The organism is Vibrio sp. Scap24 (assembly GCF_013394185.1).
Taxonomy (GTDB): domain Bacteria; phylum Pseudomonadota; class Gammaproteobacteria; order Enterobacterales; family Vibrionaceae; genus Vibrio; species Vibrio pomeroyi.
Window position 1 is genome coordinate 1,451,153 of record NZ_CP041333.1, and the last position, 19,641, is coordinate 1,470,793.

The following is a 19,641-nucleotide window of genomic DNA, read 5'->3' on the forward strand; positions in this document are numbered from 1 at the left end:
TATTCGTTATGATTTTCAATAAATTACGTATTAGAACTGGTAATTCAGATCCAAGGTGTAAGAGCGCCCTGGTGCTGGATAGCGACCAACTGGGCTGGTATCAATACCACGGAAATAATAGTCCTCATCAAACAGGTTATTGACTGCAAAGTTCATTCGCAGCTTACTGTTTTGGGCCTTATACAAATCCGAACCTAAGTTGAAGTTCCATACCATGTAGGCCGGTACTTTACCTGTCGCTCCCGTTGCATCCTCAGCACTGGTATTAGCATTGTCAGAATATGATTCACTGAAGTAGTAACCAGACAAGGTGGTATCTAGCTTGCTAAACGCATAGGTCGCATCCCAGCTAAATTGATGCTTAGACGTGTAAGGAAGTTGGTTACCCTTGTTTGCGCCCTCTTCCTCTAACGTTGCATCTAAGTAGTTATAGCCAGCGCCCAAACTCAGAGCTTGCATCGCTTGAGGAGTATAACGACCAGAGAGTTCAACACCTTGATGAAGGGTTTTACCAATGTTATCGAAAGTTTGGGTAGCACTTTGCCATTGCAGCTGATCTTCAAAGTCAATACGGTAAAGTGCAATGTTAAAGCTGGTTGAATCTTGATTGTAGCGAGCGCCCAACTCGTAGTTCCATGCTAGCTCACTGCCTTCTTCACCTTTGCCTCGGATGTAAGCAATTTGTGGTGCACGCAGAGATTTCTGCGCATTGGTGTAACCAACCCATTGCTCCGTAAGGTGGTATGCCACGGTTAAGCCCGGCAACCACTCAGTCACTTTGTTGTCGGTATTCTCCGCTTTGCCCAAATCATTAAATGCCATGTCTATTGATTCGTAACGAATACCAGGAGTCACCTTTAATACATCATTAAACAAGCCAATTTCATTGCTGATATAGCCAGCGAAAGCGTCGGTATCCAAATGCCAATCGCGCGGCGTTGTTGTTACTCCACTCGAAATTGATGTCTGAGTGAGCTTGTAATCGATGTCTTCATTAACGTAACGCGCACCCACAATGACATTTTGTGTCACGGTATTACCGTCAAAATACATCGCGATTTTAGGCTCAACGCCATAAACAGAAAACTCACGTGGTGAAGTGCGAATATCGGTTGATGGTAATGCCGGATCCGCCCAGTGAGCGCCCGCGCTATTAAAGCCCCATTGGAAGAAGCGCTCAGAGCGGTGACCAAATGTCAGTATCTCTAGCTCTGCACTATCGGCAATGTTCAAATCATGCAAATACTTTAGGCTCCAACGCGTCGATTTACCTTGGTATTCATCATATGGACGCTTCGATTGGGTACGATCATTCTTGTAATCTTCTGGCGATAAAGCACCCGGCATTTGCGTGTCTGCATCATAACGCTGCACGAAAGCTTGTAACTCTTGAGTATCACTCAGTAACCACTGCAACTTCGCTTGGAAGTTTTCGACATCGGTATCTGAATGTTCACGGAAGCTTTCACCTTTTAGGAAGTTACCTTCGACTTGAAGCGCAAGCGTATCAGTTAGCCAGCCACCAGTGCGCAAGTAAAAATCATTAAGTGGCGTATCGCCATCCTCGAATACAGTAAAGCGATTACTGATTTCTGTTTGCCACTCTTGCGGAATAGGCTTAGTCACCAAGTTGATCACGCCACCCACGTTGTTTGGCCCGTACTGCACAGCAGCGCCTCCACGTACGATATCAATTCGGTCAAGCATCGACAGCGTCGCAGGGAAAATAGATTGTCCAGTATGACCATAAGGTGCAAGAGTCAGTGGCACACCGTCCATTAGAAATTGAGCATGACCACTGCGACTGGCTTTCAAGCCACGCACCGAGATGTTAGGCAGCACCCCCGTGCCCGTTTCGTCTTGAACCTTAATGCCCGGAACACTTTGGAAGGCCGAATCAATCGAAAGTGCGCCAGTCTTTTTAATTTGTTCGTTAGTTAGAACGGTACGCGCTCCCGGATACTCTTTCACATCCTCTAGCTCCGAGTTACCGATTAAGCTACCCGTCACGACAACCGTTTCCATGGTCGTTGTTTGAGGATCAGACGCAGCAAATGCGCCCATGGAAGTCACTGAAGCGATGGCGACTGCAAGTGCACTTAGACGCAGCTGTGCTTTGTTCTGTATTGGCTCTTGCAGTTGCTTATGTTGCTGCAATTGAGGTTTACCATCCAAATTCTGGTAAGACATGAAAATCTCCTAAATAGACAGGTTAGGGTCAAAGGCTGTATTTTCGGTGATGCCTGCACTTTGACCCTATGGGCTAAACGGCCTCAAAATGAAGCCAACTGTTCACTCATTCGTAGCGAACAAATCAATCGTTTTTGGAGTTAAAATAGCTCTTAGAAATGAGCTAACTCCTAGAACTGAACTAGCTCTTAGAACATACTTAGCTTTTAAAACTGATAGCCGTAGCTGAGCATGAATTCAGCAGGGGCACCGTAACCAATTTGGTTTGTGCCAGACGTGCCGTTGGTTGCTCCCAGAATGTATTCTTCGTTCAACACGTTGTAAGCGTTCGCTTGGACTTTGTGACGACCCGTGGTATACGCTGCCATCAAATCAACTGTGGTGTAATCGCCTAGTGCAACGGCTTCGTCATTACCCGCGTAACGATCGCCAACGTATTTCACACCACCACCTAAACGCCAGTTGTCGTCTAGCTGGTAAGTACTCCAAAGTGAGAACAGGTGGTCAGACACATCGTTTGGCTTTTTACCTGTCTCTTTGTCTTCCGCATCGAGATAGCTATATCCAACCGAAATGTCCCATTGCTCTGTTATCTGACCGCGAGCTTCCAGTTCAATACCTTGGTGACGCGCTTCAATCTTGTTGACCACGTCTCCGTCTGTATTGGTTTCTGGCTGCTCTTGATCGATTTGGAAGATCGCTGCATTCAGCATCAAAGCGTTATCTAATAGATAAGCTTTTGCGCCAATTTCTTTTAGATCGGTGTGGAAGAATTCAGCTAATTTAGGGTTGATGTAGATACCTGAGTAAGGCAGTTGCCATGAGCGAGCTAAGCTTGCGTACACGGACATATCGCTGTTGATTCGGTAGACCAAACCACCGCGGTAGCTCACTTTGTTATCGTCGAGGTTCTCTTTTTCTGAGCCCGCTTTTTGCTGCTCAAGCTCCATCGAGTCGTAACGCACATTGCCGATCACTGAAAGATCACCAAAGGTGTAAACGTCTTGAATGTAGACGCCAGTGGTCGTTGTCGTGTTATCACGGAAAGGTTTGAAACCCGGATCAGGTGTTGGACCTGCAACAGGATTATAGATATCTTTCGGAGGTAGGGTTTTGTCGCTTGCGAGAGTGAGATCGATATTGATCTGGTTGTAATCGGCGCCAATCATCATTTGGTTAGAATCGGTTTCCCAAACCAACTCAGACTGTAGTGTTGTCGTGGTACGAGGGTCATAGCCGAAGTTGTTCACGGTTTGAGATACTTGATCACCTGTTACCGTGCCTTGACGTGTGCCCTTTTGTTCAAGCTCGATATGGTTATACGCTGCGCGGTTTGTCCATGCCCATTCGCTGTTTAAACGCCACTCATAGTCAATACCCACACGAATGCTGTCTGACTCTTGATAATCGTTGGTGCCACCGTAGAAAGTACTCTCTGAGACATCAACAGGCTTGCCATTCTTAGATGGAACACCACGATATGGCACCAGTTCTTGGTGAGAATATTCAACATCGAGATCAATAATGTGTCCATCAGAAGGCATCACTCGAATTGTTGGGGCAATAAAGAAATCATTGGAATCAACATGATCGACGTAAGAGTCAGCTTGTCGATGTTCCACATTGATACGGCCATTAACCTTGTCTGAAAACGCCATCGAGCTGTCAACTTGACCCACAAACTGACTGTTGCTGCCTACACTGCCATTTACGTTGGTGAAGTTGTCACCGTTAGCGCGTTTCGTTACCAAGTTGATGATACCGCCCGCAGAGCCTCGGCCATAAAGTGCACCGGCTGGGCCTTTTACCACTTCAACACGCTCAATATTGGCTAGGCTGCGATACGACTGCAACGTTCCATCGTCACGCATACCATCACGATACATGTCATTTAGCGAATCGAAACCACGAATCACGAATTGGTCTCGGCTGCCTTCACCGAGGGTATTGTTAACCCCTGCGACACCATCAAGTGCTTCCACTAAACGCACCGCACCACGGTCTTCCATTTCTGTCTTTGTAACCACCGATACCGCTTGTGGCACATCTAACCACTCGACATCCGTCTTGGTTCCTGATTGAGGCATGTGCTCTGCATAGCCTTCATATTGATGGCCAATAATTTGCACCGTTTCATCTACAGTGACTTGTTCTTCCGCCACTGCAGTTGACACACCAGCCACCGCCGTCAATGCACCTCCAATCGCTAAAGCAAGGGGGGACAAGATCAATCTCATGTTCATTTTCTAATTCCGTTTTAGTTTATAAATTTACATTAATGCGAATAAGAACAAATATCATTTATGTTTGCAATATATATTTTTTGCTCTATATTTGCCTAGCAATATGCAACACAGTTAATGACAAAATAGTAAATAAAAACAATAAGATAGAAAAAGTTTCTTTCCTAAAAGACAGAAAGAGACCACTTGAAAGCGAGTTGTGAGCAGGCGACAACAACGTTTAAAATTAGGAACGCCCCATGAAATCTACGATTATTATCGTAAGTCATGTCGTGAATGACGCAGTCACTCACGGCTTCGTACCTACCGCAAAGGCGATGGGTCTTCACGTCATTTTGATCACAGATCACAAGCTCAACCACTTAAGATTGAGCAGTGATGATGACCGGTTTAGCCCTGACGCAATTCTTGAATGTGATGTGTTTAACCCCCTTGAACTTATCGAGACCATCACAGAGCAAGACCTAAAACCCACAGGTGTTTTTAGCAACAGTGACCACTTGCAAACCTCCACTGCAATCTGTGCTCAATTTTTTGGTGTACCAGCGAAAGACTGGACCGTGACGCTAAAAGCAAAGAACAAACACTTAACGCGCCAAGTTCTCACTGAAAAGTCACTACCTAATACACAAAGCAAATTACTGTATCCCGGCACCGCTCCTGAATCTGACTTCACTTTTCCGGTGGTAGCCAAACCTAAGGAAGGCGTAGCAAGCTTGGACGTTCAACGTTGCAATTCTAAAGTTGAACTTGATAGCTATTGCGGACGCTTTTGGCAAAAACACCCCACGAGCCCTATCTTGGTCGAAGCTTTTTTGCAGGGCTCACTTATCACGGTTGAAACCTTGGGGGATGGGGAAAGTTTGACGGCACTTGGTGGGTTTGATGTAGAACTCTCTGAACCACCTTACTTTATTGAAACCGAAGCACGTTGGAATGGCACTAACAGTATCCAATACAGAGACGAGTGTGTAAGGCAACTACAGGCATTTGGGGTAGGTTTTGGTGTTTGTCATAGTGAATTCATCATCACCGAGTCCGGCCCAGTATTAGTCGAAATTAACTATCGAAGTATTGGTGATGGCCGAGAATTTTTACTCAATAACCTCAGTGGAGGAAAGTGGTTCAGCACTATTCTGAACCTCCACCTCGGTAACAAAATCGATCCCACACTTCAAATGAATGGCAGTGCGAATGTTCACTATGTGGTGGCAGAGCAGAACGGCACCATTGAAGGCACATCAACATCGTTCATTCACCAAGATGGCGATATTGTCACGCAGCAACAAGTACTTAAACAAGCAGGTGATACTTTCCAGCAAAGCTTCTCAAACAAGGATTACTTAGCAAGGATTTCAATCGTATCTCCTTCCGGCGAACCTTTAGAACCAGCGCTTCAACGAGCGATCTCTCGATTTAACCTCACATCTGTCAACGAGGTAACAGCATGAACGACAACGCTTTATATCTAACTCAACGCCTCGTAGACACCTGCCTTCGTGAAGACCTATTTGGATTAGTATCTCAAAGCCAATTTAATACTGAGCTCCCTGCGACACTCAGTCTATCGCCTTACCCTAGTGAGCAAGTGTGGGCTATTTTTGTGCATGCGGATTGCGCTCTCTATTTGCCAGTCACGCCAAGTTATTACATCCAACGCTGGGGTTACGGCTCTTCAAATGGAACGGGAGGCAATGGCTGGCTAATCGAGAAAGATGGTCAGGTTGAACTTCAGCAGCACTATAGCGATTGGATTAAATTGCTGAAAGCGTGTGCTCACGAAAGCTCACATTCGTTGTTGGATGGTTACTTGCAAGAACTTGAATGTGCAGAAAAGCACAAGGTACTTTGTGATTCAGCGTTCAATCAACACTCTGAATCGTTAATGCAGCCGATTTCTCAGCTAGAACATTGGAGCCACAAACTCCTACGCGCCGATCAAATCGCATCATACCTTGACCATCCTTACTACCCAACCGCTCGCGCTAAATTCGGTTTGAACGATGAAGACCTCGCACAATACGCACCAGAATTCGCACAAAGCTTTGCTCTACGCTGGCTCGCGATTGATAAATCACTGGTTACCTTAACCAGTTCACAGCCGCAATGCTGGCCAACCATGGAACAAGTCGGCCTACCCGCTGACTTTGCTCAGAGCCATGAGTTATTCCCAGCGCATCCATTAACACTGCAAAGTCTTAAGTCTCTTCCCGATGGCTTCATTGAGGCTCCTTCGCCATACCTTGATGTTACCCCTACCTTATCGGTACGCACTGTAGTCGTGAATCAAGCACCACAGATCCACATCAAAGTACCGCTGATCATGCGCTCATTAGGCACCAAAAACATTCGCCTCATCAAGCCTTCAACGCTCTATGATGGACACTGGTTTGAACGCTTACTAACGCACTTAGAACAGAGTGATTCAGACCTACAAGGCACGCTTTTTCATTGCAATGAGAAACACGGCGGCCACGTTGGAGATGACAAAACGTTCGCCTATATCGTGCGTGAATATCCGCTAATCCATTCGCTAGACAAAGCACTTGTGCCTGTTGCCGCCCTTGCTAGCCCGATGCCTGATGGACGCTTATTCTTAGAGCATCTTGCAGATCAGTATTACGTTCAGGACACCTTAGCTTGGTTCAAAGATTACGTTGACCTGTTATCTAAAGTGCACCTCACTTTATGGATTCGCTACGGTATCGCTTTGGAATCAAACCAACAGAACGCCATTATTGCCTTCGATGAACAAGGAAAAATGACCTTGGCCATGAAAGACAATGATGCCGCACGGATTTGGCCTGAACGTTTTGGAGCATTTGAACAACACTCCCCAATCAAGTGCGACCAACTGTTAGATCAACGTATTAAGGTCGATGATGAACTGGCTCTCGGGCAGATGTTTACCACCATCACGTTGCAACTAGACATTGCAGCGATTGTCGAAGCAATGGCGAAACGAGGTGTTGCTACATCGGCTGAACTCTACAAAACAGTTGCAACTAGCCTTTCACAGCAACTTGACCAACTATCCAGACAAGGTCACGACATCACACTGGCCAAAGAGATGTTATTCGATTCACCAAACCTCTACGCTAAGTACTTATTGAGCTCAGGCAGTTTGTTATCAAAAGAAGCATCGGGCGCGAGCGATATCAACAAGTTCTATGGGTTATCCGCACCAAACTTCTTACTGCTTACCAGTGAAGAAGCACAACATGCTTACCTCGAATCCGTCAAACAGAGCATAAGCTAATTCACTATGACCAAACTCATATACTGCGTGCTGCTATGCCACTTTATTGCGGCATTTGCAGCCTTAGGGATGCCTTTGTTTCTACCTATGGTATTACCCACACTTGGCACACATATTGATTCTGATTGGGCAGGAGTATTATTTATTCTACCCACCTTTTGCACGGCTTTGGCTGCGCGTTTTTGGGGGCAATTTGCCGATAGATATGGCAGACGTCGCTCTCTATTACGCGCCCAACTAGGGCTTGCAACCGGTTTTGCGCTGTGTGGTTTGGCAGATAACCTAACCATGTTTGTGTTTGGTCTTATCGTTCAAGGAACCTTTGGCGGCACCATGGCTGCCTCAAATAGCTATTTATCTAGCCAGATTAAAGATGCAAAAACCCTCGGAAACTCACTCAATAAGACTCAGCTTTCTGCCCGCTTGGCGTTGATCATCGCGCCAATTGGGCTCGGCTGGGGTCTATCAGACACAAATCCACTGAATGCATACCTATGGTTATCCGTTTTACCTTGGTTGGCGATGGCGATCACTTTAACGCTGCCAACGGATAAGACAGAGAAATCAGATGCTTTAGATGACATAGAAAACCAAACAGCGAATAAAACAAAGCACACCAAACCGTCATTGCGCTCCCTTTATTGGGTGTTCGGTGCGCAATTTTGCTTTGCTTTCGCCATGGTCGTCACGTTTCCCTATTTCTCACCTTTCGTGCAGCAATACGACGTGACAAATCAAGCTTGGATAGGTTTTTTGTATGCCCTTCCACACGGTGTCTACTTGCTCTTCGCAGGGAAGGTTCACCTTTTCTCTGTAAAGGTCAACCGCCGCCACCCGCTCAATACGCTGTGGCTAGGTTTTGGTTTGCTTTCACTCGGTACGCTATTGCATCTGATGCCTTATCAGGCGGTGTTGATACTTGCTCGAGTTATCTTTGGCCTTGGCATGGTCTGTTGCTATCAAGGGCTACACCAAGCTTTAGCAAGCCAAATCGACCGACAACAAAGTGGCAAAATATTCTCACGCTTTGATGCTATGTCTAAATGGGGTGGCGTTGTAGCCGGGTTAAGCGCGTCTTTTATCTCAAACTTGGGTTGGCTTGAAGTTCCTTTCTTACTTTCTACTTTGATCAGCGCGAGTACTGCTATAGCGATGATCATACTTTCAAAATTTGGACGTCTACATGTTAAACAGTCAATCATCACTCACTGAGAACTTAGTCGAAAATACAGAGCTGTTAAATCGTAACAAAGTTCAGCTTAACCATGAAAAAGCCCAGCTTAATACCATCATGGGCGTAGTAAATTGTTATCTGCGTGAATACGCCATACCCAACGAACAAGTCGAATGGTACTTTAGCTCTGCTTCCCTGCCACAAACCTTAAAGAGAAACTATGCAGCTGAGCAGCGTGTCGCGATTCATCTACCTCAGCAAAACCGAACTGAGGAAAGTGACTTGTTGGTTTTGCCCATTCAATACATGAGTAAACTGGGAAAGGTAAAACTCTGTGATATGCCTTGGGCAAGAACGTCGGGGGCGGGCTGGTGTAAACTTGACGCAACTCAGACTCTGACACTGTTACTCAACTATCTCAAACAAGTGCTGGTGATCCCATTCAATCACGAGTTGGTTGAGCAAATGGAAAACAGCTTGTTGATCACCGAGCAGTTTCTTAACGTAGACACTGTGCCTCAGCACCACAATGCATTTGTCGCCTCAGAACAGTCCTTGTTATGGGGGCACACATTCCATCCAACACCTAAGGGTCGTTCTGGTGTCAGCATGGATGATTTGCTCTCTTGCTCCCCTGAAGTAGGCGCAAAGGTGCCCCTGTATTGGTTTAAAGTCGACTCATCGCTGCTTGACGTCCTTAGCTCAGACAATCGAAAGCAGCCACAGACTATGCTTGAGCAGCTCGCCCCAGAAAAAAACGATTCAGCATCAACGATGCTTTACCCCTGCCATCCTTGGGAAAGTTATTCCCTTTTGCAGAACCCAATCGTCAAACGCGCCATTGAACAAGGAAAAATCACGCCGTTAGGCTTAGGTGGAGACAAGCTCTTACCCACGTCATCAGTACGTACTCTTTATCACCCGGATATGGATTGGTTTGCTAAATTTTCTATCAATGTACGTTTAACTAACTGTGTTCGTAAAAACGCGTGGTATGAACTTGATAGCGCTGTGCAATTAACCTCAATTCTGCGCCCAATAAAAGAAAGCGAACAGCTTCATAATCCTGTATTCAAAGTAATGACCGAACCTTACGCGACCACATTGAATCTAGAGTCGGTCGCCGAGCAGGAACAAGCTGATGTTATTAAAGCTCGCGAGTCGTTTGGTATTTTATATCGAGAGAATTTCACCTTAAGCGAAACCGATATTTTGCAACCGACTCTGGCTGGGGCACTCTTTGCTTACGACCGAGACGGAAACAGTTGTATCGCGATTCAACTCAAACAAAAAGCGAAAGCCACACAAAACCAGTATGAAAGTATCGCAACACTGTGGTTCGAGCGCTACTTACATTGCTTGATCCCTGGCGTATTTAACTACTACTTCAAACACGGGGTTGCGTTTGAACCTCATTTACAAAACACGCTAATTGGCTTTGAAAAAGGTATGCCATGCTGTGTTTGGATTCGAGATTTAGAAGGTACAAAGTTACTGCCTGAATTTTGGTCTCCAGACACGTTACATCAGTTATCAGGACGAGCTCGTCAATCGGTCTACTATAGTCGAGAGCAAGGTTGGAATCGTATCGGCTACTGTACCTTCATTAACAACATCAGCGAGGCTGTTTTCTTCATCGCGGAAGGGAACTCAGAGCTTGAAGAGACATTATGGGCCACATTACAAGATGCTATCTCTCGCTGGCAGTCAATCAATGGCAAACAGCCTGAGTTGGTTAATCTACTCAATGGCGGACATTTCCCAAGCAAAAACAATTTCACTACTCGTTTAATGCAGAGTGCCGATAAAGAATCAAGCTACACCCAAGTTGCAACGCCTTGGGCAAACCAAAGCAAAGGAGCTACTCATGCCTAATTCATCTCAACTTCCTTTGCATATAGAGCAAGAAGTAAACCATCTCGCCCAACAACAAGATCAACCACTGTGTGCTTATCTTTATGATCTTAAGGCTCTGGAGCAACACATAAAGCAGATGCGTCATGTGTTACCTAACAACGTTGAACTGTTTTATGCCGCAAAAGCCAATCCTTCAGCACCTATACTGTGTACTTTAGCGCCTTATATTGATGGTTTTGAAGCGGCTTCGGGTGGAGAACTTAATCACCTTCACCAGCAACAACTTAACAAGCCACTGATCTTTGGTGGCCCCGGTAAAATGCCGAGTGAGTTAGAGCAAGCCTTTCAACCCGATGTTGATGCGATTCATGTTGAAAGCATCACTGAGTTACAGCGCATTGGGGCATTAACGAAAGAATTGAATAAGCCTGCTTCGATCTTTTTGCGCATGAACATCGACATTGGAGACATCACACTTAGTAAATTGGCCATGGGCGGAAAGCCTACTCCATTTGGTTTAGATGAAAGTGAATTAAACAACGCACTGATGTATTTGCGTGATTTCCCATTAATTAAACTGAAAGGCTTTCACTTCCATTTGATGTCACACCAACTTGAAGTCGGTCGACACTTAGCTTTGATGGAGCGTTATTTCCAAGTAGTGAAGGAGTGGAAAGAGAAATACTCACTTGAAGATCTTACGATCAACTTGGGTGGAGGTATGGGAATAAATTACCAAAATCAGGAACAACATTTTCCATGGGTAGAGTTTTGTGACAAGTTAGAATTCTTGATCGCCAAAGAACAACTGCAAGATTGGACACTGCGTTTTGAATGCGGGCGCTACATCTCAGCACCTTGCGGCTACTACGTGATGGAAGTGTTGGACATTAAACAAAACCTCGGTGAAAACTTTGTGATTGCTCGCGGAGGCACGCATCACTTCAGGACACCCGCAGCACAAGGGCATGATCACCCTTTTGCAATCATGAAAAATAAGCAGCCCCCTACTATTTCAAACCCGATTGACCAGACTACGGCCACACTGGTTGGGCAGCTGTGCACACCAAAAGATGTCCTTGCACGGAATCAAAATATCGCTCACATCGACATCGGCGATTATGTGGTGTTCACCTTAGCGGGTGCCTATGCTTGGAACATCTCGCATCAGAATTTCTTAATGCATGAACCTCCGGTGTTCCATTACTTCTGATTTAAGGATGCCAGGAAGTGAGCTCAATGTAGCTCACTTCCTTTTAAACTCACCCTATAAGCTATTAATACAAAAGAAAAATAACGGTTAAACCACGCTGTTTTACCGTTTATTACTCAGCTTTACGCTTGTTTACATTCTTGCCGTTATTATAAGTCCCGTTCAGGAACAAGCATGGCATCCCAGCAGGTGATCTAGCTTCTGCTTAGTTTAATTGTATTTGGCTTAACTGACTTGCACTTGGCTTGTTTTGAACCACGCTTATTACATCATTCCACATTGGCTCTCTATCAATGATCAACACAAAACATCAGGCTCTTGCCATTTCATCCATCGCATTACTCGTGGCAGGGTGCTCACCATCATCAGACACACCGTCTGTCAGCAACATCAATGATAACCAAGGCTCAGCAAACATTACTCAAGGCAAGGCTACTACCGTTGAGTCGAATCTATTTGAATGTGACAACGGACGCAGCCGAGTCGCCGGTGTTGGGGAAATTACAGACTCTGACGGAAAGGTTTGGACAGTTCCTGCCAAAAACAGCTTTGCGAGCGGTCCAAAAGCCTTCGATCTTTATGAAGAGTGTTCAAACACCACACCAAGCAGCCTAGCGGATGTCGATCAAACTTTGGTTCCGGTAATCGAAATTGATCCTGACGGCGAAGAAGTGACAGGCTACATTTTTGCCGATAACTATTTTGAACTGTACATCAACGGCACGCTAGTCGCAGTCGATACGGTTCCTTTTACGCCATTTAACTCAAACCTTGTTAAGTTCAAAGTTAACAAGCCCTACACGATTGCAGTAAAAGTGATTGATTGGGAAGAAAACCTAGGCCTAGGTACCGAAGACAACCGCGGTAAAGCTTATCATGCGGGTGATGGTGGTTTTATCGCGAGCTTTAGTGATGGAACCGTTACAAGCGCAGATTGGCAAGCTCAAACATTCTATACCGCACCGATTTACGATCTAACTTGCTTGAGTGAAGTAGACGGAAAACGTCTTTCTGAAAGTTGCACAACCGAAGGCACTGATCATGGGCAAGATGCATACGCCGCTCACTGGGAAACACCAAGCAATTGGATGAACCAAGAGTTTGATTCAGCTTCATGGCCTCAAGCATCTGTCTACTCAGAAGACGATATTGGCGTAAACAATAAAAAGGCATACATGAACTTTATTGAAAAATTCAGTGGCTCCGGAGCAAGCTTTATCTGGTCTACGAACGTTGTTCTCGATAATGAAGTGCTTCTAAGATACGAAGTTAAGTAGCTTTCAACTGACGACAACAGACACAAAAAAGCGAGCCACTTAGGCTCGCTTTTCAATTGTTTCTTATTACTTAAGCCGTTGCTTAGATTACAGAAGCTCTACCGACTGTTGAGCAATAACGAACTCTTCGTTAGTTGGGATAACCATTGCTACAGCGTCTAGCATTTCAGACTTCGCGATGATGCCTTCAGCGCCAAAGCGAGCTGCTTCGTTGCCTGCTACATCTTCAACAAAACCAAGAATCTTAAGGTTGTTTAAGATCTCGCGACGAATTGGTAGAGAGTTCTCACCGATGCCGCCTGTGAAGATGATGCCGTCTAAAGAATCTAGCGTTGCTAGGTAAGAAGCAACGTATTTAGCTACACGGTAAGTAAACACCTCAAAAGCCAGTTTAGCGCCTTCATGGCCCTCTTCCATTGCTTCTAAAATGCCACGAGCATCGCTCGTAAGACCAGACACGCCTAGGAAGCCAGACTCCTTGTTAAGAGAGTTGAAGACTTGCTCTTGTGACCAACCTTTCTTAAGTAGGTACTCGATGATGCCTGGGTCTAGGTCACCACAACGTGTGCCCATCATAAGGCCAGAAAGCGGTGTGAAGCCCATAGAAGTATCAACACTGTTACCGTCTTTAATAGCACATACAGATGCGCCGTTACCTAGGTGAACAGAGATGAAGCTCGATTTCTCGATTGGTTTGTTAACCATTTTCGCAGCTTCACGGCTAACGAAGTAGTGGCTAGTACCGTGGAAACCGTAACGACGCACGCCGAAGTCTGTGTATAGCTCTTTTGCGATTGCGCCAGTGAATGCACGTTGAGGCATTGTTTGGTGGAAAGCGGTATCAAATACAGCGAACTGAGGTAGAGAAGGGAAAGCTTCAATTGCAGCACGGATACCGATAGCACCTGCTGGGTTATGAAGAGGAGCTAGGTCAGACAGGCTTTCAATTTCGTTCGTTACTTCTTCAGTAATGCGAACAGTTTGAGTGAACTTCTCACCGCCGTGAACGATACGGTGACCGATTGCCACGATATCTGCCGTGAAGCCTAGGTCTTCCATCAGGCCAACCAATTTGCCAATGGCAATTTTGTGGTGGTTATCTTCACCTTGAATGGCAATTTCAGTTTTCTCGCCTTGGAATTTCCAGCTCATACGAGCATCTTCAAGACCAAAACACTCCCCTAGGCCACTTAATACTGCTTCACCAGAAACAGAATCGATTACAGCAAATTTTAGGGATGAACTACCCGAGTTAATAACCAGAACAAACGAATTAGACATTGGATATGGATCCTGTTTCAGTACGAATTGGATGAAGTGTTTACTTCAATTTTAGTTAAGCCCATTATTCAATAATTTTTGAATCTTTCAACTTTTGTTTTGAAAAAATCACTAAATGAACACAATTAAGTTGATCTTAGTCATCAATTTATTTATTTCGAGAGCGAAATTAAAAAATAGTTGAATAAGAAAATTGATAAACGAGTACCGCAAACGAATGCTAACGTTATTTTTAACTTGATTTGCTCTATTTGTCAGATTCGGTCAGGAAGCTCATTTCACGAGAGAAAATAGTAAAACTCCCCCCATTAAACACCTGAGATTCCCAAAAACTCCCCCGCTCCAATAAACCTTCTACACGGCAAGTTAAGTGACCTTCATACATTTCGGTAAAACCTGTAGCACGTGATTTAAGCATAGCCTCACAACGCTATACAGCCACGCTATCGGCAGTTGATGCTCACTTCACGTCGTCTTGAAATTGGTTTAATCATTTTGAGCTGAACTATCGATGAAGGCAGTCAATCACGGAGTTTGAATGGCTTGCTTTAAATGCGGCAGCACAATCGGGAAGATGAACGAGCAGGCACAAAAAAGCCGAGCATTACGCTCGGCTTTTAAATTCAGTGTCTAGACTAAAGCGTCTAAGCGAAAGGTTGATTAACCTTCGTTACGCTCTGGACGACGACCACGGTTACCGCCGCCATTGCCGTTACCATGACCACGTTCGCCACGGTAGTTACCACGGTGATCGCCACCACGGTTACGATCGAAACGACGTTCGCCATCACGGCCGCCTTCACGGTTACCATCGCGTGCACCATCACGGTTGCCACGGTATCCACCACGACCGCCTTCACGGTTGCCACCTTCGCGGTTACCATCACGGTTACCACGGTAGCCGCCGCCGTCACGACCGCCACGACCACGGTTGCCATCACGACCGCCGCCGCCACGACGAGGCTCACGGAAGTCGTTGAAATCAACAACAACAGCGCCAGCTTCTTTTTGACGAATACGTAGTTTGCTTAGCTTACCAGCAGTTTCAGAGTTCATTGCTTTTGGCAGTTGAACGTAAGTAGAACCTTGGTCTAGCTTGATAGCACCGATAGAACCTTTAGTTAGGCCTAGTTCGTTTGCTAGTGCGCCAACGATGTCTTTAACCTGAACGCCTTGCTCACGGCCAACTTGTAGTTGGTAAGTATCCCAATCTTGCGTATTGAAGTTGCGATCGCCACGACCATTTTCACGGTCTTCACGACGCTCTTTGCGACGGTTCTTGTCACGCTCAATAGCAGCGATCATTGGGTCTTCGCCAACGTAGAATAGTGGGCTCTTACCTTGCTGACGCTTAAGAAGCATTGCAGCTAGAGTAGCAGCATCAACTTCTAGAGACTCTTGAAGTGTAGAGATAAGACCTGCAAAGTTTTCTAGAGCTTTGCTTTCTTTCTCTGTTTCAAGTTCAGCGCCAAGCTTAGCAACACGTGCTGCAGCAACTTGGTCACGTAGAGGAAGTTGGATTTCTTCCATAGATGACTTAGTTACGCGCTCGATAGTGCGAAGCATGCGAATTTGGTTAGTGCGAACTAGTAGGATCGCTTTACCTTTACGTCCAGCACGGCCAGTACGACCGATACGGTGGATGTAAGATTCAACATCGAATGGGATGTCGTAGTTGAATACGTGAGTGATACGTGGAACATCAAGACCACGTGCTACAACGTCAGTTGCAACTAGGATGTCGATAACACCTTGTTTGATGTGATCAACAGTGCGCTCACGTAGAGACTGAGGAATATCACCGTGCAGTGCAGCAGCTTTGAAGCCACGTGCAGATAGCCAATCAGCTAGACGCTCAGTGTCTTGACGAGTACGTACGAATACGATTGATGCGTCAGTTTCTTCAGTTTCTAGAAGACGAGACATTGCTTCGTCTTTTTCTACGCCTTTAACAACCCAGAAGTTCTGCGCTACTTTGTCAACTGTGTGGTTAGTACCAGCAACGTCAACTTTTGCAGGGTTACGTAGGTAACGGTCAACAATAGTCTTAACCATTGGAGGCATAGTTGCAGAAAAAAGTACACGTTGTGCAGTTTCTGGAGCTTGCTCTAGGATCCAAGTAACGTCATCTACGAAGCCCATTTTTAGCATTTCATCTGCTTCATCAAGAACAAATGTGTGTGCTTCATCTAGGTGTAGACGGTCACGAGTTAGTAAGTCTTTAACACGACCTGGAGTACCAACAACAATGTGAGCACCGCGGCTTAGAGCGCGCATTTGGTCAACGATTGATGCACCACCGTAGATTTCAATAACCTTAAGACCTTTGATATCACGGCCAAGGTTTTTGATTTCCGCAGCAACTTGAATCGCTAGCTCACGAGTAGGAGCCATGATGATTGCTTGTGGTTTGTGTTGGTTTAGGTTGATTTTGTTAAGTAAAGGCAGAGAGAATGCTGCTGTTTTACCAGTACCAGTCTGTGCTTTACCTAGTGCGTCACGGCCTTCAAGTAGAAGAGGAATAGCTGCTGCTTGGATTGGAGTCGGAGAAACGAAACCCATGCTATCAAGAGCTGAAAGAATGTTATCGTTTAGGGCTAATTCATTAAATTGAATTACAGATTCGGACATTGGGATCCCACTATATATAAGTAAACAAAAGGTCCCGGGAGCTCTATCAATTCCAATACTGATCCAATCAGATACTGATTCCATTCAGAGTTACGAAGCAGTAATAAAACACTTCAAGCCATTAGGGACGTCTAAGGGAGGCGGATTATTCCCTAAATGCATAAAAAAAGCCAGAAAAAATTGAAATACATCACATATTTTTCGGTTTTATATCAATACTGGCTATCATATCGTCAAAACTTGATGAATATCTCGTCATAGCGAAGGACATCCACCAAATTGACCTAGTTAAATAAGCCGACAATTAATTTACGCTCACTTCGGCTTTAAGTAGTAATCGGGCCTCGCAATGATTATAGTGTGCTCAATTGTTCTCGTTAGATAAAAGTAAGATGTTTCAAGATAATCCTCTACTCGCTCAGCTCAAGCAGCAAATCCAAGAAACCCTCCCTAAAAAGGAAGGTACTATCAAAGCCACTGAAAAAGGCTTTGGTTTTCTCGAAGTTGATAGCAAAACAAGCTTCTTTATCCCGCCTCCGTACATGAAAAAATGTGTTCACGGTGACAAGGTGATTGCCATCATTCGCACCGAGAAAGAGCGCGAAGTAGCCGAGCCAGAGGAATTGGTTGAACAAGGTCTTACTCGCTTTATTGCTCGAGTTAAACTTTTCAAAGGCCGTTTGAACGTTGTTCCTGATCACCCGCAACTGAAAAAGCTGCAACTAAAAGCGAAAGCAATGAAGGGGTTAAACCCTGAAACGCTTAAAGAAGGTGACTGGGTTGTTGCTCACATCGTTCAGCACCCATTAAAAGGTGACAACGGCTTCTTGGCTCAGATCTCTGAAAAAATCACAGACGCTAGTGACAAGATCGCACCTTGGTGGGTAACGCTGGCACAGAACGACCTACCAAACAGCGAGCCTGCAGGCATCGACAACTGGCAGATCAATGATGATGCCGATCTTGAACGTGTAGACATGACTCACGTACCTTTTGTGACTATCGATGGTGAAAGCACAAAAGATATGGATGATGCGCTTTACGCGAAGAAGAAAGAGAACGGTGATTTTGAACTGACGATCGCGATTGCTGATCCTACGGCTTACATCTCTCCTGATGATGCAATGGATAAAGTGGCTCGTGAGCGTGGCTTCACGATTTACCTTCCTGGTCGTAACATTCCAATGTTACCTCGTGACCTTGCAGACAACTTGTGTTCACTTATCGAGAACGAAGTTCGCCCTGCTCTATGCTGCACAGTAACGGTATCTAAAGATGGTGTTATCGGCGATGACATCAACTTCTTCGCGGCAAACATCAAGTCTCACGCTCGTCTTGCTTACGATAACGTATCAGACTGGCTAGAAACAGGTTCATCAGAGAAGTGGCAGCCATCCGAAGAGATCGCTGCGATTGTTTCTGACCTTCATCAATTCGCTCAAGCACGTTCAGCATGGCGCTCAGCAAACGCTGTTGTGTTCCCTGACCGTCCTGATTACCGCTTTGAACTGAGCGAAGATAACGATGTCGTTGCTATTCATGCAGACATGCGTCGTAGCGCGAACAAGTTAGTTGAAGAGTCTATGATTAGCGCAAACATCTGTGCAGGTCGAGTGTTAAAAGAAAGCTTCAACCAAGGTGTGTTTAACTGCCACTCTGGTTTCAAGGCCGAGAAAGTTGCTGACGTTCTTGAGCTGGTTAACCCGCAAGCGGAAACACCATTCACTGAAGAGCAAATTGTTTCTCTTGAAGGATTCGCAACGCTACGTCGTTGGTTGGGTTCTTTAGACAACAGCTACTACGACAACCGTATTCGTAAATTCCAAGCGTACAGCGAGATCAGCAATGAGCCTGCGCCTCACTACGCAATGGGTTTAGACATTTACGCGACTTGGACATCTCCAATCCGTAAATACGGCGACATGATTAACCACCGCATGCTTAAAGCGCACATCCTAGGTAAAGCGCCAATTCAAACACCGGATGAAACCATTGGTGATGAACTTGCTCTACACCGCCGTCACCACGGTATGGCTGAGCGTAATGTTGGCGATTGGTTATATGCTCGCACTCTGGCGAACGCTCCAGCAGAAGAAACTCGCTTCCAAGCAGAGATCTTCGACATTAACCGTGCGGGTATGCGTGTTCGTTTACTAGAGAATGGTGCTGCGGCATTTATCCCTGGTTCTCTCATTCTTGATAATAAAGAAAGAATCGAGTGCAACAGTGATATGGGCACTGTATCTATCGATAAAGAAATGGTATACAAACTGGGAGACGTTTTAGAAGTAGTTCTCTCAGAAGTTAATCAGGAAAACCGTAACTTAGTCGCTAAACCGACTCAAGTATTTGCGGACTTGCCTAGCGAGCCTGAAACAACAAACGAAACCGAAGCTTAAAGACCTTTAACGGTTACGGCTTGCAAGGTTAGGGCCTTCAAGGTCAAAAGCTTTAAAGCTTCAAGGTTCACTTCTAAAGGCGCTAATTATTAGCGCCTTTTTTGTAAATGTCTCATG

At 45.4% G+C, this 19,641-nt stretch carries 11 protein-coding genes; 7 read left to right on the forward strand and 4 right to left on the reverse strand.

Going from position 1 to position 19,641, the window contains the following annotated elements:
* Positions 1–30: 30 nt before the first annotated feature.
* Both FLM53_RS21895 and FLM53_RS21900 read right to left on the reverse strand, forming a co-directional pair.
* Positions 31–2,190 carry a TonB-dependent siderophore receptor gene (locus tag FLM53_RS21895; protein ID WP_176679414.1) on the reverse strand — a complete coding sequence of 720 codons (2,160 nt, stop codon included), beginning with the start codon at positions 2,188–2,190 and terminating at the stop codon, positions 31–33.
* A 206-nt stretch (positions 2,191–2,396) separates the two neighbouring features.
* Positions 2,397–4,433 carry a TonB-dependent siderophore receptor gene (locus FLM53_RS21900; RefSeq protein WP_176679413.1) on the reverse strand — a complete coding sequence of 679 codons (2,037 nt, stop codon included), beginning with the start codon at positions 4,431–4,433 and terminating at the stop codon, positions 2,397–2,399.
* Positions 4,434–4,672: 239 nt separating this feature from the next.
* Between FLM53_RS21900 and FLM53_RS21905 the strand changes: the two genes are divergently transcribed.
* From FLM53_RS21905 to FLM53_RS21930, 6 genes are all read left to right on the forward strand, one after another.
* Entirely contained in the window at positions 4,673–5,884 is a 1,212-nt protein-coding gene (locus FLM53_RS21905; RefSeq protein ID WP_176679412.1) for an acetyl-CoA carboxylase biotin carboxylase subunit family protein, read from the forward strand.
* Positions 5,881–7,692 (forward strand): IucA/IucC family siderophore biosynthesis protein, encoded by a 1,812-nt coding sequence (locus FLM53_RS21910; protein ID WP_176679411.1) that lies wholly within the window; start codon positions 5,881–5,883, stop codon positions 7,690–7,692. The genes FLM53_RS21905 and FLM53_RS21910 overlap by 4 nt, the downstream gene beginning before the upstream one ends.
* A 6-nt stretch (positions 7,693–7,698) precedes the next feature.
* Positions 7,699–8,904: an MFS transporter gene (locus FLM53_RS21915; RefSeq protein WP_176679410.1), complete on the forward strand. Its 1,206-nt coding sequence runs from the start codon at positions 7,699–7,701 to the stop codon at positions 8,902–8,904.
* The gene (locus FLM53_RS21920) at positions 8,876–10,741 is read left to right on the forward strand and encodes an IucA/IucC family siderophore biosynthesis protein (RefSeq protein ID WP_176679409.1); all 1,866 of its coding nucleotides are present in this window, start codon (positions 8,876–8,878) and stop codon (positions 10,739–10,741) included. Before FLM53_RS21915 ends, FLM53_RS21920 begins: the two co-directional genes overlap by 29 nt.
* Complete coding sequence (locus FLM53_RS21925; RefSeq protein ID WP_176679408.1) at positions 10,734–11,936, forward strand: type III PLP-dependent enzyme; 1,203 nt, start codon at positions 10,734–10,736, stop codon at positions 11,934–11,936. Before FLM53_RS21920 ends, FLM53_RS21925 begins: the two co-directional genes overlap by 8 nt.
* A gap of 293 nt (positions 11,937–12,229) precedes the next feature.
* Positions 12,230–13,213 carry a hypothetical protein gene (locus FLM53_RS21930; protein ID WP_176679407.1) on the forward strand — a complete coding sequence of 328 codons (984 nt, stop codon included), beginning with the start codon at positions 12,230–12,232 and terminating at the stop codon, positions 13,211–13,213.
* Between the two features lie 87 nt (positions 13,214–13,300).
* Here the strand turns inward: FLM53_RS21930 and FLM53_RS21935 are convergent, their stop codons facing one another.
* Together FLM53_RS21935 and FLM53_RS21940 are read right to left on the reverse strand one after the other, a co-directional pair.
* Positions 13,301–14,494, reverse strand: a complete 1,194-nt coding sequence (locus FLM53_RS21935; protein ID WP_176679406.1) for an acetate/propionate family kinase — start codon at positions 14,492–14,494, stop codon at positions 13,301–13,303.
* 660 nt (positions 14,495–15,154) lie between these two features.
* Positions 15,155–17,209, reverse strand: a complete 2,055-nt coding sequence (locus tag FLM53_RS21940; protein WP_128644454.1) for a DEAD/DEAH box helicase — start codon at positions 17,207–17,209, stop codon at positions 15,155–15,157.
* A 308-nt stretch (positions 17,210–17,517) separates the two neighbouring features.
* Between FLM53_RS21940 and rnb the strand changes: the two genes are divergently transcribed.
* Positions 17,518–19,524 carry an exoribonuclease II gene (gene rnb / locus FLM53_RS21945; protein WP_176679405.1) on the forward strand — a complete coding sequence of 669 codons (2,007 nt, stop codon included), beginning with the start codon at positions 17,518–17,520 and terminating at the stop codon, positions 19,522–19,524.
* The last annotated feature ends 117 nt before the right edge of the window (positions 19,525–19,641 follow it).